20 protein-coding genes and 1 riboswitch are annotated in these 21026 nt (G+C 47.3%); of the genes, 10 read left to right on the plus strand and 10 right to left on the minus strand.

Annotation, left to right across the window (positions count from 1 at the left end; translation table 11 throughout):
* Window positions 1-34: 34 nt before the first annotated feature.
* The 9 genes from TTER_RS07820 to pabB form a co-directional block, all read right to left on the minus strand.
* The gene (locus tag TTER_RS07820) at window positions 35-2674 is read right to left on the minus strand and encodes a molybdopterin-dependent oxidoreductase (protein WP_012875478.1); all 2640 of its coding nucleotides are present in this window, start codon (window positions 2672-2674) and stop codon (window positions 35-37) included.
* Between the two features lie 17 nt (window positions 2675-2691).
* A complete protein-coding gene (gene nuoF / locus TTER_RS07825; protein WP_012875479.1) occupies window positions 2692-4434 on the minus strand; it encodes an NADH-quinone oxidoreductase subunit NuoF in 1743 nt (580 codons plus the stop codon).
* A complete protein-coding gene (locus tag TTER_RS07830; protein WP_241215234.1) occupies window positions 4427-4945 on the minus strand; it encodes an NADH-quinone oxidoreductase subunit NuoE family protein in 519 nt (172 codons plus the stop codon). Before TTER_RS07830 ends, nuoF begins: the two co-directional genes overlap by 8 nt.
* A gap of 29 nt (window positions 4946-4974) precedes the next feature.
* Window positions 4975-6177 (minus strand): NADH dehydrogenase (quinone) subunit D, encoded by a 1203-nt coding sequence (gene nuoD, locus TTER_RS07835; protein WP_012875481.1) that lies wholly within the window; start codon window positions 6175-6177, stop codon window positions 4975-4977.
* A gap of 14 nt (window positions 6178-6191) precedes the next feature.
* Window positions 6192-6668: an NADH-quinone oxidoreductase subunit C gene (locus TTER_RS07840; RefSeq protein WP_169302672.1), complete on the minus strand. Its 477-nt coding sequence runs from the start codon at window positions 6666-6668 to the stop codon at window positions 6192-6194.
* A gap of 28 nt (window positions 6669-6696) precedes the next feature.
* Window positions 6697-7224 carry an NADH-quinone oxidoreductase subunit B gene (locus TTER_RS07845; RefSeq protein WP_012875483.1) on the minus strand — a complete coding sequence of 176 codons (528 nt, stop codon included), beginning with the start codon at window positions 7222-7224 and terminating at the stop codon, window positions 6697-6699.
* On the minus strand, window positions 7215-7571 hold the full coding sequence (locus tag TTER_RS07850) for an NADH-quinone oxidoreductase subunit A (protein ID WP_012875484.1): 357 nt from the start codon (window positions 7569-7571) through the stop codon (window positions 7215-7217). Before TTER_RS07850 ends, TTER_RS07845 begins: the two co-directional genes overlap by 10 nt.
* Window positions 7572-7710: 139 nt before the next feature.
* On the minus strand, window positions 7711-8607 hold the full coding sequence (locus TTER_RS07855; RefSeq protein ID WP_012875485.1) for an aminotransferase class IV: 897 nt from the start codon (window positions 8605-8607) through the stop codon (window positions 7711-7713).
* A complete protein-coding gene (gene pabB, locus TTER_RS07860) occupies window positions 8607-10220 on the minus strand; it encodes an aminodeoxychorismate synthase component I (protein WP_083768851.1) in 1614 nt (537 codons plus the stop codon). The genes TTER_RS07855 and pabB overlap by 1 nt, the downstream gene beginning before the upstream one ends.
* On the opposite strand from pabB, the gene TTER_RS07865 reads away from it, so the two are divergent.
* From TTER_RS07865 to TTER_RS07910, 10 genes are all read left to right on the plus strand, one after another.
* Complete coding sequence (locus TTER_RS07865) at window positions 10105-10680, plus strand: transcription repressor NadR (RefSeq protein ID WP_012875487.1); 576 nt, start codon at window positions 10105-10107, stop codon at window positions 10678-10680. The two genes, pabB and TTER_RS07865, sit on opposite strands and share 116 nt — an antisense overlap.
* Complete coding sequence (gene nadA, locus TTER_RS07870) at window positions 10677-11630, plus strand: quinolinate synthase NadA (protein ID WP_012875488.1); 954 nt, start codon at window positions 10677-10679, stop codon at window positions 11628-11630. Before TTER_RS07865 ends, nadA begins: the two co-directional genes overlap by 4 nt.
* Window positions 11630-12493, plus strand: a complete 864-nt coding sequence (gene nadC, locus TTER_RS07875) for a carboxylating nicotinate-nucleotide diphosphorylase (RefSeq protein WP_012875489.1) — start codon at window positions 11630-11632, stop codon at window positions 12491-12493. Before nadA ends, nadC begins: the two co-directional genes overlap by 1 nt.
* A 14-nt stretch (window positions 12494-12507) precedes the next feature.
* Window positions 12508-14055, plus strand: coding sequence for an L-aspartate oxidase (nadB, locus tag TTER_RS07880; RefSeq protein WP_012875490.1), 1548 nt, complete (start codon window positions 12508-12510; stop codon window positions 14053-14055).
* Window positions 14048-15199: a cysteine desulfurase family protein gene (locus TTER_RS07885; protein WP_012875491.1), complete on the plus strand. Its 1152-nt coding sequence runs from the start codon at window positions 14048-14050 to the stop codon at window positions 15197-15199. The genes nadB and TTER_RS07885 overlap by 8 nt, the downstream gene beginning before the upstream one ends.
* A 53-nt stretch (window positions 15200-15252) precedes the next feature.
* A complete protein-coding gene (locus tag TTER_RS07890; protein ID WP_012875492.1) occupies window positions 15253-16107 on the plus strand; it encodes an LLM class flavin-dependent oxidoreductase in 855 nt (284 codons plus the stop codon).
* A gap of 73 nt (window positions 16108-16180) precedes the next feature.
* Window positions 16181-16241, plus strand: a riboswitch (Fluoride riboswitch).
* Between the two features lie 49 nt (window positions 16242-16290).
* On the plus strand, window positions 16291-16668 hold the full coding sequence (gene crcB / locus TTER_RS07895) for a fluoride efflux transporter CrcB (protein ID WP_041424422.1): 378 nt from the start codon (window positions 16291-16293) through the stop codon (window positions 16666-16668).
* A gap of 17 nt (window positions 16669-16685) precedes the next feature.
* Entirely contained in the window at window positions 16686-17885 is a 1200-nt protein-coding gene (locus TTER_RS07900) for an MFS transporter (protein ID WP_012875494.1), read from the plus strand.
* Between the two features lie 125 nt (window positions 17886-18010).
* A complete protein-coding gene (locus TTER_RS07905; RefSeq protein ID WP_012875495.1) occupies window positions 18011-18832 on the plus strand; it encodes an LOG family protein in 822 nt (273 codons plus the stop codon).
* 34 nt (window positions 18833-18866) lie between these two features.
* Window positions 18867-19391, plus strand: a complete 525-nt coding sequence (locus TTER_RS07910) for a MarR family winged helix-turn-helix transcriptional regulator (RefSeq protein ID WP_041424423.1) — start codon at window positions 18867-18869, stop codon at window positions 19389-19391.
* A gap of 1 nt (window position 19392) precedes the next feature.
* Here TTER_RS07910 and TTER_RS07915 read toward each other — a convergent pair whose 3' ends face one another.
* Complete coding sequence (locus tag TTER_RS07915; protein WP_012875497.1) at window positions 19393-21012, minus strand: MFS transporter; 1620 nt, start codon at window positions 21010-21012, stop codon at window positions 19393-19395.
* Window positions 21013-21026: the final 14 nt, after the last annotated feature.

Consider the following 21026-nt stretch of genomic DNA (forward strand, 5'->3'; position numbering starts at 1 on the left):
GCTGCATCTAATACTTCCACGCCTCAGATCACTCCTAGATCTCAGTTAGCTGTCCGGTAGAGTATCCACTCATCTCCAGATGTGGCCCCCTAACTACGCCTACACCTCTACCTCTTTCCAGCGAGCTATCAGCAGCCTTGTTATCATGTAGGCTCTTCAGTGTGGGGCATCGACGCGTAATCGTACCAGTTCCCTGTACATACAGAGATGGCTCCAAAGTCTCTTTGTACACCTGCGCTGCATCTGGCAAATCGGTTCTCATAACAACAGGCATAAGCTTAGCCTTGCCTATGGGGAATGTTTGAGTATACAGAATAGGATTGCCATCTGGAGCATCAGTCCATATAACTCCATGGCGCTTGATGTTATCCACAGCTACACTGCGATAGGCCTTACCAGGTCTCCTAGATATCTCTTTCCCTTCAGACTCCAAATCCTCAATAGTTATACCAGAATACCTGGGTACAACGCGGGTTATCTCGGCAAATATATCCTTGGGATTCCTGTAGCCAACTTCGTATCCCATCGCCTGCATGATTTGGGTGATTACTCCCCAATCGGCAACAGATAGTCCTCTTGCGGGGATAGCTTTGTGCAGATACTGTATCCTACGTTCGGCGCTGGTATAAGTTCCTTCCTTTTCTGCCCAACTGCAAGCCGGGAGCACCACGTCTGCCAGCTTAGCAGTCTCAGTAAGAAATATGTCTTGCACAACTAAGAAGCTTAGATTGCTAAGAGCAGCTCTCACTTTATCGGAATCGTAGCTAGATTCGACAGGATTGGCACCCATTATATACATAGCCTTGAGATCGCCTGAGAGAGCGGCATCAATCATCTGCTCTAGACTCATGCCAGGATTCGGGTCTATCTCTACACCCCACATAGATTCAAGGCGGGAACGAGCCTCATCGTCATCCACCCTAAACTCACCTGGCAGCAAGAAGGGAGCACAACCCATATCTACAGCTCCCTGAGAGTTGTTGGCCATCTTCAGAGCCATTACACCACCACCAGGCACACCTATATTTCCCGTTAGTAGTGCCAAAGCAGCTGCTCCGTAATCTACCAACTCTCCGTTCGGCTGATGAGTAAGAGATGTGGAATAGAATATAGCCGAAGGTCTTTTATTGTTTAGATCACCTGTACCGCCAGTTGCATAGATATCTGCTACCTCTAGCAGGTCGACTTCAGAGACACCAGTTATCCTAGAAACATTTGACGGAGTTATTGTACTGACTGAGTTGAGCCACTCCTCGTATCCCTCTACCCTCTCTGAGACATAACCATCATCAACCTGACTTCTAGAGGCTATGATGGCTGCAATTCCTTGGAGAAGCTCGGCTTCAGAACCCTCTCGATATCTGATCACCTTGGAGGCAAACTGTTCAAGAGGAACCTGCCTGGGAGAAGCTACGATCAATTTGATCTGATGTCGCCTGACAGCGGTTTGTAGCTTGTATGCCAGGACTGGGTGAGTTACATCAAGGTTGCTTCCTATCACCAACACAGAACCAGCATTTTCCATCACATCCAGGAAGCTATTGGTTGGCGCGTCAGACCCAAACACATCCCTCAGGCCTTTCTCAGGAACGCCGTATCCTCCGCCGGTGTCATAATCGATATTATTAGTCTGCATAACACCGCGCACGAACTTGCCGAACAGGTAGTTTTCCTCGTTGGTACAATGGGCTCCGGCTATTGCACCAAACGAACCTTTGTAAACAGGTAACCTGGAGGCGATCTCCTTGATAGCTTCATCCCATGAAGCTTCTACCAGCTCCCCATCTCTCCGAATTAAGGGACTGCTTAGTCTCTCCCTACTCTCTATGAACTCGAATCCGAAGAATCCCCGCGCACATAGCAGCTGATTATTAAAGCCAGTGTCTTGATTACTCGTAATCCTCTTAACCCGACCGGTTTCCTGCTCAACATTTATGTCCATTGAGCATCCTACAGAGCAGAAGGAACAAACTGAAGGCACATGGGTAAGGAACCAGGCGCGGGCTGTATCGTGGTAGGAGGTGTTTAGCAAAGCCCCAACCGGACAAACTTGAATACAAAGTCCACAGGAGACACAAGGTGACTTCTTAAGATCCTCGCCAAAGGCAGCATCTATATAGGATCTAAATCCTCTCTGGGCCCAAGATAGGGCCGTAGCGCCCACCAACTCATCACACACCCTAACACATCGGCCACAAAGGACGCACCTATCACGCTTTATGGACACAGATTCTGAGAGCATTTCTAGCTCCCAGCTTATCTTAGGCCGACGCAAAGGGTTATTCACCCGCACCTGCGAAAGATAAGCATGGTTTTGAAGATCGCACTCTCCAGACTTGTCACATACTGGGCAGTCAAGGGGATGATCCACCAGTAGAGATTCCACCACGAACCTTTGTGCCTCCCTAACCTTGGGAGATCGGGTCTGTACAATCATCCCCTCACTGACCGGTGTAGAACAGGAGATATCTATACTTGTACCCCTACGAGTCGTAATCTCAACCATGCACATACGGCAGGCACCGAAAGGTCGCAGGTCGGGATACTCGCAGAAGGTAGGGATATGAATCCCTGCTTTGCGGGCAGCATGAAGGATAAATGTACCCTTTGGAACGGTAACCTGCTTCCCGTCTATAGTGAGTGTGACTTGCTCGATGTTATCTTGCTGAGACATAATATTCCCTTCCAACTCTAGGCTGTTGCTTCAGCGGGTATTAATTCCAGCATTCTTCTTTCTCGCACCGGAGTCATCCTGCAAACACCTGCAGGGCAACGCTTCTCACGTATGTGAGCCTCGACCTCATCACGGAAATGTCTCAACACGCTCAAGACTGGAATAGGTGCTGCTTGGCCCAAACCGCAGAGAGAGTAAGCAATAATATCCTCACTAGATTGTGTAAGTCTATCAATATCTATCTCTTCTCCGAGGCCCTTCATTATACGGTCTAGCATGGCTAGCTGGGCACTGGTACCTATCCTACAAGGCACACACTTACCACAGGACTCATCTCTGTTAAAGCGCGTGCAATAGAAGGCAAGGTCCACCATGCAGGTGTTTTCATCGTAGATGATGTAACCACCTGAGCCCATCATAGAGCCTTCAGCTTCAAGCGTCCCAAACTCATTAGTCAGATCTAGCGTGCTTTCAGGAAGGGCACCTCCCGAGATACCACCAGCTAAGACGGCTTTGAACTTAGCTCCATTGCGCATGCCCCCGCCAGCAACGAACAGCAGATCACGCATAGTGATACCCATATCGGCCTCAACTAGACTGACATGGTTTATGTCTCCAGCTAGCGAAAACACCTTAGTGCCGGTACTGTTCTCAGTACCTATTGATGCAAACCACTGAGCACCTTTGTTGATTATGTGAGGCACATTAGCGAGAGTTTCGACATTGTTCACAACAGTTGGCTTGCCCCACAGCCCTGCCTCAGCTGATCTCGGGGGCTTGGTTCTGGGAAAGCCCTTTTGGCCTTGAATACCATATATGGCCGCGGAAGCCTCTCCACTAATGTAAGCACCTGCACCAGGCACTACCTTGATATCAAAGTCAAAACCACTACCGAGTATGTCCTTCCCTAGGAGTCCTACCTGATGCATCCGCCTGATAGCCCTGTTCAGTCTTTCCATAGCAAGAGGATACTCGGATCCTACATATATATATCCATCATTTACACCTACTGCCCAGGCGGCAATCATCAGACCTTCAATTACGGCGTAGGGATCACCTTCAATAAGTCTTCTATCTTTGAATACATTAGGCTCTCCCTCGTGCGCGTTTACTATGACATACTTGGGTCTATTGCGCTCAGAGCGAGCGCTCTCCCACTTGATACCAGCAGGGAATCCTGCTCCCCCCCTGCCGCGTAAGTTCGAGGCCTTGACCTCTGCAATTATCTCGTCTTGAGACATCTCAAATAGAGCTTTCTCTAGAGCTGAGAAGCCACCGAGAGCCAAATAGTCCTCTAAACTTTCAGGGTTCTGCCAACCACAATTAGCAAGAAGTATCCTATGCTGTGGTCTCCACCAATCCGTAGCAGACAGAGGTTGTATGCCCTGAAAGTATTCATCGGAGAAATTTGCGTAAGCCAGATCTGCGCGATGCTTACCTCTCCTAAGGGTTGACTCCAGAAGCTCTGGCACTTTGTCAGCAGTTATATGTTTATAAAGTACCCTGGGTTGTCCTGGTAGCTGAATATCTACTACAGGTTCAAGCCAAGTAGTACCAAAGGCTCCAGTTGGTTTTAAGAGTATGTCAACGCCTAGCTTTTTTGCCTCCTGCTCAATAGCACGGTATGTGTCAAGAGATCCGCAATAGATACCACCGGAGTCAAGACTGACCCATATAACTGGCTTGCCAGCTGAGATAACTTCTCGGTTCCAATTTTCCTCACATTGTTTTCGAAGTCGGACGAATTCATCCCTATTCATGATCTTCCTCCACACTATGCTCCGGTGGATTAGCTATGAGGGCTCTGAGCTCTTCCGGAGATAATGGACCATAGATGTGATGATCCAACTCAACTAGTGGAGCTCTATGGCAGACTCCAAAGCAGAAGTCAGCCCTTCTCAGGGTCCATTCGCCATCCGGTGTAGTCTCGTTGTATGGTATTCCTAATACGCTCTGAGCAACCTCTCCTAGCTGAGGCCCCCCCATGAAATAGCAGGCCGCTCCCTCACAGATCCATAGCACCCTCTTACCTCTGGGTTCGGTGCTAAAGTCGGAGTAGAAGGATACCACATTGAATATGTCTGTTTCGGGGATATGCCACCTCTCAGAAATTATGTGCCCCGCCTCTTCTGGTATATACCTGTAAGCAGCCTGAATTTTGTGTAGGGCTGGTATAAGGGATTCCATAGGATCCTGCCCTTCAAACTCATCCAGGATGCTGTTTACGCGGGCTCGATCCTCTTCAGATCCTGTCCAAGTATCTCTTACCATCTTCAAGGAAGTCACACCTCCCAGGCGAGTTATCTATCTACCTCGCCAAGAACTATGTCTATGCTACCTATGACAGCCACCACGTCCTGCACAGAGCCCCCCTCAGACATCCTCGGCAAAGATGCCAGATTGTAATAGCTTGGAGCCCTGACATGCATCCTATAGGGCTTATTACTACCATCACTCACTATGTAATAGCCAAGCTCCCCCTTAGGAGCTTCCACTGCTTTATATATCTCTCCCGGCGGAGCATTGAACCCATGGATCGTGAGCACGAAGTGTCTCGTTTGACCCTCTATGGTAGTCATTGCATCAACTTTACGGGGCAGTACATATTCTGGAAGATCAGCGACATAGGGACCATCAGGCATCTGATCAACCGCCTGCCTTATTATTCTAAGAGCCTGCTTCATCTCCTCTACACGGACGAGGTATCGATCATAGACATCCCCGTTAGAGCCTAAAGGCACATCAAAGTCTATCCTGTCGTACACCTGATAAGGTTGTGCCTTGCGTACATCGTAATTGACACCTGATCCCCTAAGGCACGCCCCCGTAAGACCAAAGCTCACCGCATCCTCAGCGCTGATAACACCAACGCCTCTGGTTCTCTCTATCCAGATAGGGTTTTCGGTCAATAATGCTTCGTATTCGCCAATCCTACGAGGCATTATTCGCAAGAAGTCCTCTAAATGATCCAACCAGTTATCCGGTAAGTCGGCGGGCATACCACCTATCTTCATCATGCTAGTAGTGAGTCGGGCACCGCAGTACTCTTCAAAGAGACTCATTATCATCTCTCGCTCACGGAAGCAATAGAGGAAGACAGATATAGCCCCCACATCCATAGCATGCGTGCCCAACCAGACCAGGTGGCTTGCAATACGTGCTAACTCCGCCATTATGACGCGCATGTACTTGGCGCGTTCGGGGATCTCATCTTCTATACCTAAGAGCTTCTCTACAGCCTGAACGTATGCCAGGTTATTAGAAGGAGCGGCCAGGTAATCCATTCTATCCGTATGGGGAACATTCTGATAATACTTATGAACCTCTCCTAGCTTCTCAGTACCACGATGTAGGTAACCTACGTATGGCGTGGCCTTCTTGATAGTTTCACCATCAAGCTTGAGCACTACTCTCAACACCCCGTGCGTGCTTGGGTGCTGAGGCCCCATATTGAGCTCCATTTCCTCTTCTTGAAGCTGATGGATATCGTATCTAGTGTTCATCGCCGCCCCCTCGATTACCTAAAAGGCACATTCTCAGCTGCCCAGATGCCATAACCACCTATGGGGAAATCTTTTCTAAGAGGGAAGCCATCCTGCCAGTCCTCAGGAAGCAAGATCCTCCGTAGATCAGGATGGCCTTCAAAAACTATACCAAACATGTCGTAGGTTTCTCTTTCCCCCCAGTTAGCCAACTCCCACAGCCCAGTTAGAGAAGGCACATGTTGGCCATCGTCCACTCGCACCTTCATGCGTATAGCATGATTGAGAGGGATACTATATAGATGGTATACAACATCAAATCTCGGCGTTCTGCCCAGCCAGTCCACTGCAGTCACATCAACCAAGTAGTTGAACTGCATGGCCGGGTTATCACGAAGCGTGCGAGCTATATCTATGAGCCTATCCACAGGAACAACTATGGTAGTTTCCCCTCGAAAGACGGTAACTTCTTCTATAGCTCCAGGAATTATTTCCTGAAGAGTATTGATTATCGGTAGAGGCTGCTCATTATTACCTTGCTTATCTTGTGGGTTGGAGCTTGGGTTCTGGGTCAATGGGAGCCTCCTTCACCTGTCTGTCACCACGCTGGATCATACCTTGAAGCTGGAGTATACCGTAGAACAAAGCCTCAGGCACCGGTGGGCAACCCGGGACATAAACATCTACCGGGACTACCTTATCCACACCCTGCAAATGACTATAGGTAGGATATGGTCCACCGGCACTTGCACAACTACCCATGGATATTACCCACTTAGGATCAGGCATCTGATCGTAAAGCCTACGCAAAACAGGGGCCATCTTTAAGGTAACAGAGCCCGCTACTATCATTAGATCTGACTGCCTTGGAGATGGCCTGAATAACATCCCAGACCTTTCCATAACATCATAGTTAGCAGCACTTGCGGACATCATCTCTATGGCGCAACACGCAAGACCAAAAGTCATAGGCCAAAGCGAGCTCTTACGTGCCCAGCCAAAGATGGCTCTCTGGGTGGCCTCCAACAAGTTACCTCTTTTGTTTCCATTCCTAGTATTTACGACCATTCCAAAGCCCCCTTTCGCCACGCATAGGCATAGGCTATGATTAGCAATACTATGAACAGCAACATCTCTACCAAGCCGTACAGGCCTATGCGATCGTAGACCACTGCCCATGGATATAGAAAGATAGCCTCTATATCAAATAGCACGAACAACATCGCGACGGTGTAATACCTTATGTCGTATCTGTGCTGAGCAGTACCAGTAGGTTTGATGCCGCTTTCGTAGGTCTCAGCTTTTACTGGATTTGGTCTCTTAGGAGAAAGCGCGTAGCTAAGAGCTAAGGCAGCTATTGCGAATGCAGCCACCAACAGGAAGAGGACTCCAATAGGCACATAATCTGTTAGCATCCCCGTACCCCTCGAGAGCAAACACTGTTCACTTTGTGAATTATATCACAATCTCTTAAGCTGATAACCAGTCCATGGCAGTTATACCACTACAGAACTAGCTTTTCCAGTTAGTCATGTTACAAGGAGATTTTTATCGCTAGCTTACAGACCCCTGCCAACGGAAGTGCGTCTTGTACAAATCTATGTCTTTCTCAAGTTCTCTTCTAATATCCAGAGTGATCTCTCCTGAATCCCTCTTACCGATGCGATTGCCGTTTATATTGTCAACACCTAACACGCCTATCACCGAGTTAGTTATGAACACTTCATCAGCGGAAAGAAGATCCTGTAAGGACACTTTTCTCTCTATAACAGATAGCCCAAGGCGATGACATAGCCTATCCAGTAGTACCCTCCTCACAGTTCCATTCAGAACACCAGCACTAGGTGGAGGGGTTATCAGTCTTCCTTCTTGCACTATGAAGAGATTCGCACTTGTGGTACAAGCAACCTCACCATTGGTATTGAGCATGACTGCATCATAAGCTCCCTTCTCAGAAGCTTCCATTCTAGCCAAGATATTATCAAGGTAGTTACAAGATTTGATACGAGAGGTAGGAGAGAGGTTATTGCGCGCTACCGACGATACTATGAGATTTACTCTACTTATATCTTCTCCCAATAAATGACTTTCGTACGGTGAGGCACTTATGACTATGGTTGGCTCAGGATTGGTAGGAGGCAGGATTCCTCGTTTACCTGTCCCGCGAGTAACTGTAATTCTTAATACTGCTTCGCTTAGTCCGTTAGCGGTAATAGTTTCACCTATGTAAACTAGTAGCTCATGGTCCCTATAATTAATAGGTATCTGCAGTAAGCTGCACCCGATCCTTAATCTTTCCAAGTGATGCTCCACATAGAGCGGTATACCGCTAGAAACTCTTATAGTTTCAAATACTCCATCCCCTAGAGTGAAACCTCGATCGCTCGGGCTTATTCCCACACAGGACTCCTCACTAAGCAAGATTCCATTGAGCCAGACCAGAGCACTCATCAGTTGATAGTTGCCCCCAGGGATGCGATTATCGTGTTAGCTTTGGCCATAGTCTCGTGATATTCTGCATCCGGATCAGAATCAGCCACTATACCACCACCAACTTGTAGCAAGAGTTTACCGGCATCGTAAATCATAGTTCTTATCACTATGCTAGTATCCATATCTCCAGTAAAGCTTAGGTATCCAATGCTTCCACAGTACACCCCTCTCCTGAATGGCTCAAGCTCTTCGATTATTTCCATCGCCCTTATCTTCGGGCATCCAGTAATGGACCCACCAGGAAAGGCTGCGTATAGGACGTCGAGTGAATCTAGGCCGCTCCTGATTCTTGCTCTTACGGTACTCACCATCTGCCATACATGGGAGTATCCCTCAATAGCAAACAGATCAGTAACCTTCACAGAGCCTATCTCAGCTACCTTCCCAAGATCATTCCTAAGCAAATCCACTATCATCAAATTCTCAGCCTTGTCTTTGCTGCTATTGCTTAGTTCCAAAGCCATCGCTTGGTCCTCATCAAGGGTGATGCCACGTGGCCTAGTACCCTTTATAGGCCTGGTCTCTATCACTCCTTCACGAACACTAAGGAACCTTTCAGGTGAGAAACTTAAAATAGCCTGTTGGGTATCCAGCTCCAGGTATGCCGAATATGGTGCTGGAGCTCGGCTCCGCAAGTGAAGATATAGTCCCCATGGATCCTCTGGATAGTTGGCTTGTAGCCTGTGCGAGAGGTTGACTTGATATATATCACCTCTTCTTATGTAATCCTTTGCTTTGAGTATCATTTGGACGTACTCTTTATACGCAGTCTCACACCGAAACCTGATACGTGCATCAGGGCGGTATACAGTTACCTGATCGGATGGAAACCCCTCTAGCATTGTCAAGACTTGCCTTGCTCTCTCTTTAGCATAGTTTCTATCCCAGAGAGGCAAGCCGGTAGAAATGAGCCACGCGTTATTAGCAATATGATCGAAGGATACAACCCAATCGTAAAAACCTAACCACATATCGGGAAGACTTACATCCTTCTTCGCCAAGTGAGGTAAACGGACTAGATGACGTCCCAGGTCATAGCCCCAGTATCCGGCCACACCGCCTTGAAAGGGAGGTAACCCATTCAGACGCTCAAGTTTCAAGCATGCGATCCTCGAGTTGAGAACGCTCCAAGGATCATCTTCCAACAAGCTTTGGGACTCGGACTCAACCAGGATCTTCCTTCCATCAGATCTCAATTGCATGAAAGGATCGGCAGCAATGTAGGAATACCTGCCCATGCGCTCGTTTGCAAGACTACTGTCAAGAAATATAAAGCCAGGCAAACATCTTAACCTTCGTGCAGCCTCAATAGGAGTTATATTCAGTTCGACCACAACGGGATTGTACTTGTCTCCCATATAAGTCAAGTTTAGCGCGACAAGAGCATACTTACTGTCATTACAGTTGATATTACAGGTGTAGTGACAGTATACTAACTTGGATAAGGGGGCAGCTATGAACAAGGGTGAAGAGAGAAGATCCAAATTGCTAGATATACTACGCCAAGCCGGGGCTGATCCAGTCCCAGGTTTCAAGCTTGCAGAGGAGCTACAGACAAGTAGGCAAGCCATAGTCCATGATATAGCCCTACTTAGATCAGCAGGTGAACCAATAGTAGCCACCAGCAGAGGTTACATGCTAGCTACTGCTCTAGCGCCGGGCATGCAGAAAATAGAGGTAGTCGTAAGGCATAGACCTGAAGACACTCCTAAAGAACTCTACAGTCTGGTGGACGTAGGTGTACGCATAGTAGATGTAGCAGTACTTCATCCCATATATGGCGAACTGAGGGGAAGGTTAGAGCTAGACTCCAGAGCAGATGTCGAAGAATTCCTCGAGAAGGTCAGCTCCTGCAAGGCACATCTTCTATCAGAGCTTACGGACGGACTACATATGCACACCTTGGCAGCTCGGGATCGCAAATACTTAGATGAAGCTCTGAGGGTACTGGAAAAACTAGGATTCCTCATCAAAGAAGATTCGCAAGATGAGACTGAATTAGAAACTTTGGCGGAGGCTAGAAGCAGATGAGCATTATCATTAACCCTACTCCTCGTATAGAGCTCGCAGATAAGATCGAGCATCTCAAGAAGGAGCTAAATGCCGTAATCTTAGCTCACTACTATCAGGAGCCTGAGATACAGGACGTAGCCGACTTCATAGGTGATTCTCTTCAGCTAGCACAGAAGGCTAAGGGTACGGATGCTGATGTGATCGTCTTTTGCGGTGTCCACTTCATGGCCGAGACCGCCAAGATTTTGAATCCCGACAAAAAAGTTCTTTTACCTGACTTACAAGCTGGATGCTCATTAGCAGATAGTTGTCCCGCCGATAAGTTCAAAGAATTTATAGAGCAGCATCCAGGACATGTGGTTGTCTCCTATATAAATACTACAGCAGCTGTAAAGGCTCTCTCAGACATAATATGCACCTCCAGCAACGCGGAGAAAATAATACGAAGCATACCGGAGGATCAACCTATCATATTTGCTCCAGATCGACACCTAGGCAGTTACCTTATAAGAAAGACCGGGCGTGACATGGTACTCTGGCCTGGTACCTGTATGGTGCACACTCTGTTTTCTGAACGGAAGATTAGACAGCTAAAAATAAGGTATCCAGATGCCGAGGTGCTAGCTCATCCAGAATGCGAGGAGAGGGTATTACAACTGGCTGATTATATAGGTAGCACAGCCAAGCTGCTCGCTAGAGTAAAGGAAAGCCCTGCTCAAAGGTTCATAGTGGCCACTGAGCCTGGGATCATACACCAGATGCAGATCCTGGCTCCTGAGAAGACCTACATTCGAGCCCCAACAGAGGGTGCTGCTTGCGAGGCTTGCAGTGAATGTCCACACATGAGACTGAATACTCTTGAAAAGGTATACCAGTGCATGCTCAACGGATACCCAGAAATCCAGATGGAAGAAGAGTTAAGAGTTAGAGCTCTTAGACCCATAGAGAGAATGCTGGAGCTTAGCTAATGACCTACTACCAGAACGTGGTACGGGAAATAGTAAAAAACGCTCTACACGAAGATTTAGGTAATGGGGATCTGACGTCCGAAGCAACCATACCAGAAGATCTAGAAGCCTGTGGAAAAATCATAGCTAGGGAAGACATGGTAGTCGCTGGCTTAGAAGTAGCCAAGGCAACATTTGAGGAAGTACTGGGCAACAACCTGATATTCGAGTCGTTTACCAATAACGGGTGTGCTATTAGAGCCGACACCTGCATTGGTTATGTAAAAGGATCTGCTAGAGGTCTGCTTGCAGCAGAAAGAGTAGCTCTGAATTTTCTCATGCGGTTGTGTGGCATAGCTACACTGACTAGACAATACGTAGAAGCTGTAAAGGGCACTAAAGCTAAGATTGTAGATACCCGCAAAACAACCCCAGGACTAAGAACTCTCGAAAAAGCAGCGGTAGTAGCAGGAGGAGGAAACAACCATAGATTCGGCCTTTACGATGGCATACTAATCAAAGATAACCACATATCTCTAGCCGGCGGTGTAGAGCAAGCCATTAGAGCTGCTAGGTCCAGAGCTACTCATACACTCCGGATCGAGGTGGAAGTAGAGGATATGGATCAACTTCATGAAGCATTGAGAGCCGGAGCTGATGTTATCCTCCTTGACAACATGTCACCCGCACAGGTCAAAGAGGCAACACAGCTTATAAAGAGCTTTGATAACAGGATAATCGTGGAGGTATCTGGAGGCATCAATCTAAGCAATGTGAGGGATTACGCAGAAGCTGGTGTGGATATTATATCGGTAGGTGCGCTGACCCATTCCGCAAGGGCTATGGATATATCTCTCGATATAACGCCAGTGACAAATCAATAAAGAGGGGATGCACCATGTTGCCCGTAGAGACAATAACTTGCGATGTCCTGGTTGTAGGCAGTGGTATAGCTGGGTGTGCTGCAGCTTTGGCGGCCGCAACCCACGGGCAGCAAGTAGTTGTGTTGGCCAAGGGAAGAAGTCCTGAGGATACCAATACCAGCCATGCGCAGGGCGGTATAGTTTATGTAGGACAGGATGATTCCGAGGAGTTGCTAGTAAACGACATATTGACAGCAGCTGCGGGAGCTGGCTCGAGATCAGCCGCTGAGATCATAGCCAGAGAAGGTCCTATACTAGTTCGGAAGCTTCTGATAGAGGACCTGAAAGTCCCCTTCGACAAGGATTCAAACGGTCTACTTCACCTCACACGAGAGGGTGCCCATTCTGTACCTAGAATACTTCACCACAAAGACAGAACAGGATGGGCTATACAAAGAGCTCTTATAAACTCAATAAAAAAGAAGAATGAATACATAAAGATCCTTTGGGAAGCGAACGCTATAGAGCTACTCGTTACTGATGGGATCTGTATTGGTATCTATTTCATCCAAAGCGGCAGGTTGCACTTAGGGCTAGCAAATAAAGGCGTAATACTAGCCACTGGGGGGCTCGGAGCTCTGTTTAAACATACTACCAACCCAGCTTATGCCACCGGGGACGGCATCGCCATGGCTTTGAGAGCTGGAGCAGACGTCAGAGACCTGCATTATATCCAATTTCACCCCACAGCCCTGTATTCACATGAAGATAGCAAATTCCTCATATCAGAAGCGGTCAGAGGAGAGGGCGGAGTAATAGTAGATTCCACAGGGAAAGAATTTATAAGACATCCCCTTGGGTCATTAGCTCCAAGGGATGTAGTAGCTCGCGAGATTTGGGTACGAATGAAGGAATCTGGCGAGAAATATGTCTATCTGGATGTGTCCGGAATTAATGAAATAAAGATGCGGACCAGGTTCCCTACTATCTTTCAAAAGTGTCGAAGTCTGGGGATAAACGTCCCGAGCGAACCAATACCAATAGTACCAGCAGCCCATTACACTTGTGGAGGTATAGTTACAGATAGTCTAGGTAGGACTAGTTTATCTAGGCTCTGGGCAGCTGGAGAAGTAGCACACACAGGCTTGCACGGAGCTAATCGCCTGGCCTCGACATCTCTGTTGGAAGGACTAGTGTTTGGCTGGAGAGCAGGGCAGGACACGGCCTTGCAAGAACCGTTACCTAAGCGTGAAACACCTTATACCTTGAATTCTACTGAGATATCGCTTTCCGAACAGATATCAGAAGCTGAGGCTCAAAGCATACTGAGGGAAGTGAAGGATACCCTCTGGAACAATGCAGGCATTGTTAGAGACGGCGACTCCCTTCGAGCGGGGCTCGAGCGGGTACAAGTGCTTACCAATATTATCAAATCAAGAAAAGGCTTTCGTGCGCATAACATCAAAAGCATCTTGCTGGTTGCTGAGAAATTGATTTCCTCAGCACTTGCAGACACAGTCAATCGTGGGTGCCATTATAGATTGGATGTGGAGATCCCGAAAGTAGAGGCCAACAATGCTTAGCCTGCCAATATATCTAGATAACAACGCCACAACCCCACTGGACCCAAGAGTCCTGCAAGAGATGATGCCTTTTCTCCAAGAACACTTTGGAAATCCAGCTTCTACTACACATGCTTATGGGTGGGTAGCTGAGGAGGCGGTTAACTTAGCAAGAGAGAGGATAGCGCTCTCTATAGGAGCAAATCCAGAGGAAATAATATTCACTAGCGGCGCAACGGAATCAGACAACTTGGCAATACTAGGGATGATCAGACCTGGGGATCATCTAATAGTGAGCTCAGTGGAGCACAAAGCAGTGTTGGATCCCGCCAGATTCTTGCAGGCATGTGGGGTGGAGGTAACTTTCTTAGGAGTGGATCAATATGGGCAGGTTGATCCACATGATGTGGAACAAGCAATTAAGCGAAACACAAAATTGATCTCTATAATGCTAGCTAATAATGAAGTAGGTACCATAAATCCTATCCGTGATATCTCCGAGATAGCTCACACGTATAACATAGTCATGCACACAGATGCTGCTCAAGCCCTCGGCAAAATCCCCGTCAGTGTGCAGGAGCTCGGAATAGATCTGATGAGTCTTTCAGCACACAAGTGTTATGGACCAAAAGGTATAGGGGCTTTGTATATCAGGAAGTCCATAAGACACAAGCTACAACCCATCATACGAGGCGGGGGGCATGAGAAAGGATTAAGAAGCGGAACTCTGAACGTGCCTGGCATAGTTGGTTTTGGCAAGGCAGCTGAAATAGCTTCCGACAACGTACTAGAAGAGAAACTTAGGCTACAGAGAATGCGAGATCTTCTCTGGGAGAAGCTGAGCCACTCTCTAACGGATATAAAGATGAACGGACATCCAATATATAGACTCCCCAACACGCTGAACGTAACATTCAAAGGCATTAGTGCTTCAGAACTGCTAGCTGAACTTTCTGGTGTAGCTGCCTCTTCTGGGTCGGCGTGCACATCAGCCCATCCAGAGCCCTCGCACGTCTTGTTAGCGATGGGAATCGGAGAAGAGGAGGCAAAGTCAACCATAAGATTCAGCCTTGGTAGATTCAACACCGAGAGAGAGATAGAAGAGGCAGCTCAACAGATAATATTGACTGTAGGCCGCATCAAGCAGTACAAGAAGACAGCGTGAAAGCACCCTAGTACCAAGTTCCGCCCAAATAATTGTTATCTGGAGATGAATATATGAGGTTTGGAGTCAATATACCTGCTTTTGACCAGTTATCGAATCCTAAAGAAATAGCTAGGCTAGCAAGGATGGCTGAGGATTCAGGATGGAATGGTTTCTTCATATGGGACGATCTGATAAGGGACAATGGTCCCTGTGGAGATACTACGGTTTGCCTGGCCGCGATCGCGATGAGCACCACCAAGATAAGTTTTGGGCCGATGGTAATAGCACTCCCTAGAAGACATCCGTGGAAGGTAGCGAGAGAAGCGGTGTCGCTCGATATTCTAAGTGATGGCAGACTAATACTAGGTATAGGTCTAGGAGATCCTCCAGAATCGTATGAAAGGTTAGGGCAAATCGGAGATATAAAATACCGGGCTAGGTGGACAGATGAAGCTCTAAGGGTAATAGAGTTATTGTGGAGAGGTGAGGAAACTAACTTCAGAGGGGAATACCTAAGGGTAGATGGAGTAAGATTTACACCAGTACCCATCCAAAAACCCAGAATACCCATATGGATCGGTGGTTGGTGGCCTAACAAAGGACCTATGAGAAGAGCTGCCAAGTGGGATGGCGCTATACCTGGCAAATGGGAGCAAATTTTGTCCCCACAGGAAGCAGCTGAAATCCGAGATTTCATAGCCAGTAATCGGGCCGATAGTACATCTTTTGATCTAGCAGTTAGCGGGATAACACCTCACGATGATCATAACAAGGCTGCGGAGATAGTTAGGCCATACATCGAAGTAGGAGTTACTTGGTGGATAGAGGATCTTGGTCCTACTAGATTCGGTACAAGCTGGGAAATCAAGCCTGAACAGATAACGGAAATAGAGGCTCGTATTGTTGCGGGACCTCCAAGGATCTAAAAGGCACAGAAGCCAGAGAAAGCCTCAATAACTTGACTATGTGCTTTTCTCAAGCTTATCATTCTTTCAGAAAATAACATAAGGCGATGAGGCTCGCCTTGAACCGCCGTTGTGCTGATGGCCTCTACCCTTCTGGGTAGAGGCCATCAATTGTGTTAAGCAAGAGCTTTTGTCGGGAGGTTTATGAGCTTGAACTATCTAATAGTTGGGATAGGAGGTTTTCTGGGAGCCAATGCTAGATACATACTTGGAGGGTGGCTAGCTTCCAAGTGGTCCACTGCCTTTCCATTCGAAACATTGATAATCAACGTAAGTGGTAGCTTCGTGTTGTGCTTGTTCATGACTCTAGCCTTAGAAAGGTTTGAGATACCTATAGAGTACCGGCAGTTCTTCGCTATAGGCTTTCTTGGAGCTTATACCACTTTCTCTACGCTAACTTTCGAAACCATAGAGCTCCTCCAGCAAGGAAGAGTGTTATATGCGTTACTTAATATCCTAGGTAGTGGAGTGTTAGGATTACTTGCGGGCTATCTAGGAGTAATATCGGGCAGAGCTATCTAATTATCGAGGTATAAATTATGGAAGATATAAAGACTCAAAGAAGTACCACCACTACAATTCGCTCTCACGCATTCCGGTTCATTGTGCTTGTAGGGATTGTAAGCCTCTTCGCAGACATGACCTATGAGGGAGCAAGGGGAATTATAGGTCCTTATCTAGCTGTTCTGGGAGCCAGTGGAGCGGTGGTGGGATTCGTGGCAGGTTTTGGCGAATTACTTGGTTACGCTTTTAGACTAGTCAGTGGATATATCAGCGATCGCACAAGGCAATACTGGCTAACCACGATACTTGGATACGTAATCAACCTGGGAGCTGTGCCTCTCCTTGCCCTCACAGGTAACTGGCAACTTGCAGCCATATTGGTAATTGCTGAAAGAATGGGGAAGGCCCTAAGGGTACCAGCTCGTGATGCAATGCTCTCACACGCAGCATCACAAATAGGAACTGGCAAGGGCTTTGGAATACATGAAGCTCTGGACCAGATCGGGGCTGTAGTAGGACCTCTGATAGTTGCTGCTACGCTGTTTTTTACATCCGGTAGTTATAGGACAGGATTTGCTGTATTGGCTATACCAGCAATCCTATCTATAGCAACGCTAATAGCAGCCAGAGTTATGTACCCTGCTCCACACAAACTAGAGATAAGACAAATAGAGCTCGAAACTCAAGGGCTAAGGGGAGTTTTCTGGGTTTACATGTTAGCTATAGGGCTGATAGCTGCCGGTTATGCGGATTTCCCACTTATAGCCTATCACTTCCAAAAAGCTAACCTCTTCTCGCAGGATGCTATACCGATCTTATACACGGTAGCGATGGGCACAGACGCCCTAGCTGCTCTATTCCTAGGTGCGCTTTTCGATCGTATGGGGATGTTGTCTTTGGCGATCGGGACCGTGCTCTCAGCACTTTTTGCACCATTATCTTTCCTTGGTAATGCGTACCTGTCAGTCATAGGGGTAATAATGTGGGGTATAGGAATGGGAGCGCAAGAATCTATTATGAGAGCGGCGGTCTCTAGGATGGTACCAGCAGATAGAAGAGGCGCAGCCTTCGGTGTATTTAACACTGGCTACGGGCTATTCTGGTTCGGCGGTAGTCTACTTATGGGAGTTTTGTATGATATCTCTATACCACTGCTGGTGTTATTCTCGGTATTAGTACAAGTCGCATCAGTGGTAATAATCTTGTCATTGCGCGGGAGATTACGACTGGCCTGAGTAATCGAAAACTAGATACTAGAAACACAAGGGTGGAGAATCGGGTCTAAAATATAGGTGAACCAGTTTTGGCATCATGAATGCTATTGTGTAAGTATCTCTTTCCCCCTCTTGGAGGTATCTGTATGTCAAGCTCAAACTCCTATCAAAAACCTTCCACCCCTACCAGAAGAGATCAAGAGTTGAACAGGGGAACACGCCTGGGTAAACCAACAGAAGACGAGCGACTACTTGAAACCCGGGAAAAGATGCCGGACTTCACCGATACGGACCCCTGGAGGGTCTTCCGTATCATGGGAGAGTTCGTTGAAGGCTTCGATACTTTGGCTCACATATATCCCGCGGTGGCAATTTTTGGTTCTGCAAGGGTCACAAGAGAAGACCCAATGTACCAAATGGCAAGGGATGTAGCTAGAAGACTTTCAAGCGAAGGTTTTTCTATCATAACCGGTGGCGGGCCCGGAATAATGGAAGCAGCTAACAGAGGAGCACAAGAAGGAGGATCGCCTTCTATTGGGCTCAACATAGAGCTGCCATTTGAGCAAGGCACCAACCCTTACATAGATATATCTATAAACTTTCACTACTTCTTCGTCCGTAAGATGATGTTCGTCAAATACTCCGAAGCCTTTGTGGTCTTCCCTGGAGGGTTTGGAACTCTAGATGAGCTATTCGAAGCACTTACTTTGATCCAAACTGGTAAGATCCAGAACTTTCCTTTGGTACTGGTAAACAGTCGATACTGGCAGGGGCTAATAGAATGGCTTAAGGAGCCAATGCTGGCTGAAGGGAAGATATCTCCAGAAGATCTGGACCTAATAAGGATAGCCGACACTGCTGAAGACGTAGTACAGATAATAAACGAATGTTGGAGAAGACCTGAAGACATACTCCACGAACAGCAACATAAGAACATAGCAAACCCTCAAAAGGCTGATGCCCAGTAGTTTGTATGACTATGCAAGTGCTATATTGTCAATAATGAGTAATAAAACAGAACCAGACATAAGTGAAAAGAATTCATCAGGCAAGGGAGAGAGTACAAAGGCGAGGGAAATAGCCAGAATATCATCTCTCCTGAGGTCTTTTGGAGTGGCCAACCTGGCCTACGCAATAAGTCTTGCAGAGAGACTGGACATGACGCTATCAGATTTGGCAGCTGTGGAACATATACATACTTACGGTGACTTAACCCCCAAGCAGCTGGCCAATAATCTAAAGATGAGCACCGGATCAATAACCGCCTTGCTGGATAGGCTTGAGGAAGCAGGTTACCTTCGTAGAGATCCGCATCCTCACGATCGCAGGAGCCTGATACTTCACATTACAGATCATGCGATCGAAGATATAAGACATGTACAATCAGAGTTCGTCTCTGAGGTACATCAGATATTAAACAGATACTCAGAAGACGAACTCCAAATAATAGAGGATTTTCTGAACAAGTTAATACCAGTACTTGTTAAGCATTCTCACTATAGGAGATTAGTTAAGCATAACGACTAGCTTAACTCTCGTTAGAAGCCGGCAGCCGTAGGCTGAGTATAAACCCCAGGAGGACAAATACACCAGCTACAATCGCCGCTGTGCCAGTAGCATTCGATAGGGCTGATTCTCCGGCCTTGACGATAGCTTCAGATCCAGGAGTACCCCTAAGAGTAGTCAATACTTGACCAGCGGTGCTACTTATCAAATCAACGAATCGATCCTTGGTAGCAGAGGGCAGGCCAGGGATCTGTGACAACTGTTGAGCAGTTTCGTGACCTAGCCTTGAGGCTAGAGTGGTTCCAATCAAGGCTATGCCTATAGCAGAACCTATCTGCCTACTTGTGCTCTGCAAGCCTGAGGCTTGCCCTGATTGAGCTGTGGGGACATCGGCGAGAATCACACTTGTGAGCTGGGATGTGGCAAAACCAACCCCCATTCCATAGATAATCAATGATGGCAGAAGCCTAACCCCACTTACCTGAGAGTATATCAGAGGTGCCAAAGTAAATATACCTATACCCTCTAAGGCCATTCCCAGATTAACAGCCCTTCTAGCACCCAGCCTGGAGGCCACCCTGGGTACAAGCCCGCTAGCCACAAAAGACCCACCAGCAACACCCAGAAGCAACAGTCCTGCCCTAAATGCCGTATATCCTAGAGCTCCCTGCAGGAACAACGACAGTACAAATATGATCCCAAATTCACCCAAACTCACGATCAATGCAGTGGCATTACCATAAGCGAAGCTCGGAATTCTAAACAGCCTTAGATCGGCGAGAACTACATCTCCCCTACGGATTCTAGCTCGCTCAACCAATAAGAAAAGAGTTATACATAAAGCTGCTATCAAGATAGCTACAGGTATTGGTGATACAGAATCATATGGCCAGGAAAAGCTTAGAAGATCGAATTTCTGCTGAGGTATCCACCAGCCATACCTCTGACCTTCAATAAGGCCAAATACCAAAGACAATAACCCCAAAGTCAGCAAGACAAATCCAGTAAAATCCCATCCTGGGCGTATATCCTCATCCCTACTTTCAGCTATGAATAGAAGACCACCTATGAAAGCTATAGCACCTAATGGCAGATTAATGTAGAAGGCCCATCGCCAGGAGAGGCTGGTTGTGAGCCATCCTCCAAGCAATGGTCCCAGAGCGGCCATCCCTCCTATAATTCCACCCCATATACCAAAGGCAATAGCCCTCTCCTTTCCTCTAAATGTAGCGTTCACTATAGATAACGTGGACGGCAATATCATCGCTCCTCCGATGCCTTGAAACAACCTAGCAAGTATCAGTAATGAACCACTAGGTGCAAGGCCCGCCAATGCACTGGACCCAACGAATACTATCAGCCCCAGTAAGAAGATCAGTTTTCGCCCTACCCTATCGCCAAGCTTACCAACGCTTACCAAGAGAGCAGCAAAGACCAATGAGTAGATGCTATTTATCCATTCCGCATCATTCAGATTGATTCCTAGGTCCCTAATTATGTAAGGCACAGCCACATTGACAATGGTAGCATCCACGATTATTAGGGAAACCCCTAAGCTTAAGAGAGCCATTCCTAGCCAACGGAACTTATAGTAGCGACCAGTTTTAGGAGCGACATCTACAGAAGCAGGATTGCCATCCATAAGCAAACTCCTTA

The organism is Thermobaculum terrenum ATCC BAA-798, assembly GCF_000025005.1.
In the GTDB taxonomy this organism is placed as follows: Bacteria; Chloroflexota; Chloroflexia; order Thermobaculales; family Thermobaculaceae; genus Thermobaculum; species Thermobaculum terrenum.

Excerpts from the sequence above, each read along its gene's own strand:
- TTER_RS07830 (WP_241215234.1), bottom strand. The coding sequence starts at position 4,945 with ATGGTAAGAGATACTTGGACAGGATCTGAAGAGGATCGAGCCCGCGTA.
- nadB (WP_012875490.1), top strand. The coding sequence starts at position 12,508 with ATGTTGCCCGTAGAGACAATAACTTGCGATGTCCTGGTTGTAGGCAGT.
- TTER_RS07885 (WP_012875491.1), top strand. The coding sequence starts at position 14,048 with ATGCTTAGCCTGCCAATATATCTAGATAACAACGCCACAACCCCACTG.
- TTER_RS07820 (WP_012875478.1), bottom strand. The coding sequence starts at position 2,674 with ATGTCTCAGCAAGATAACATCGAGCAAGTCACACTCACTATAGACGGG.
- nadC (WP_012875489.1), top strand. The coding sequence starts at position 11,630 with ATGACCTACTACCAGAACGTGGTACGGGAAATAGTAAAAAACGCTCTA.
- nuoD (WP_012875481.1), bottom strand. The coding sequence starts at position 6,177 with ATGAACACTAGATACGATATCCATCAGCTTCAAGAAGAGGAAATGGAG.
- TTER_RS07910 (WP_041424423.1), top strand. The coding sequence starts at position 18,867 with ATGAGTAATAAAACAGAACCAGACATAAGTGAAAAGAATTCATCAGGC.
- crcB (WP_041424422.1), top strand. The coding sequence starts at position 16,291 with ATGAGCTTGAACTATCTAATAGTTGGGATAGGAGGTTTTCTGGGAGCC.
- TTER_RS07890 (WP_012875492.1), top strand. The coding sequence starts at position 15,253 with ATGAGGTTTGGAGTCAATATACCTGCTTTTGACCAGTTATCGAATCCT.
- TTER_RS07915 (WP_012875497.1), bottom strand. The coding sequence starts at position 21,012 with ATGGATGGCAATCCTGCTTCTGTAGATGTCGCTCCTAAAACTGGTCGC.
- TTER_RS07900 (WP_012875494.1), top strand. The coding sequence starts at position 16,686 with ATGGAAGATATAAAGACTCAAAGAAGTACCACCACTACAATTCGCTCT.
- TTER_RS07845 (WP_012875483.1), bottom strand. The coding sequence starts at position 7,224 with ATGGTCGTAAATACTAGGAATGGAAACAAAAGAGGTAACTTGTTGGAG.
- TTER_RS07865 (WP_012875487.1), top strand. The coding sequence starts at position 10,105 with ATGAACAAGGGTGAAGAGAGAAGATCCAAATTGCTAGATATACTACGC.
- TTER_RS07905 (WP_012875495.1), top strand. The coding sequence starts at position 18,011 with ATGTCAAGCTCAAACTCCTATCAAAAACCTTCCACCCCTACCAGAAGA.
- nuoF (WP_012875479.1), bottom strand. The coding sequence starts at position 4,434 with ATGAATAGGGATGAATTCGTCCGACTTCGAAAACAATGTGAGGAAAAT.
- TTER_RS07850 (WP_012875484.1), bottom strand. The coding sequence starts at position 7,571 with ATGCTAACAGATTATGTGCCTATTGGAGTCCTCTTCCTGTTGGTGGCT.
- pabB (WP_083768851.1), bottom strand. The coding sequence starts at position 10,220 with ATGGCTTGCCTACTTGTCTGTAGCTCCTCTGCAAGCTTGAAACCTGGG.
- nadA (WP_012875488.1), top strand. The coding sequence starts at position 10,677 with ATGAGCATTATCATTAACCCTACTCCTCGTATAGAGCTCGCAGATAAG.
- TTER_RS07855 (WP_012875485.1), bottom strand. The coding sequence starts at position 8,607 with ATGAGTGCTCTGGTCTGGCTCAATGGAATCTTGCTTAGTGAGGAGTCC.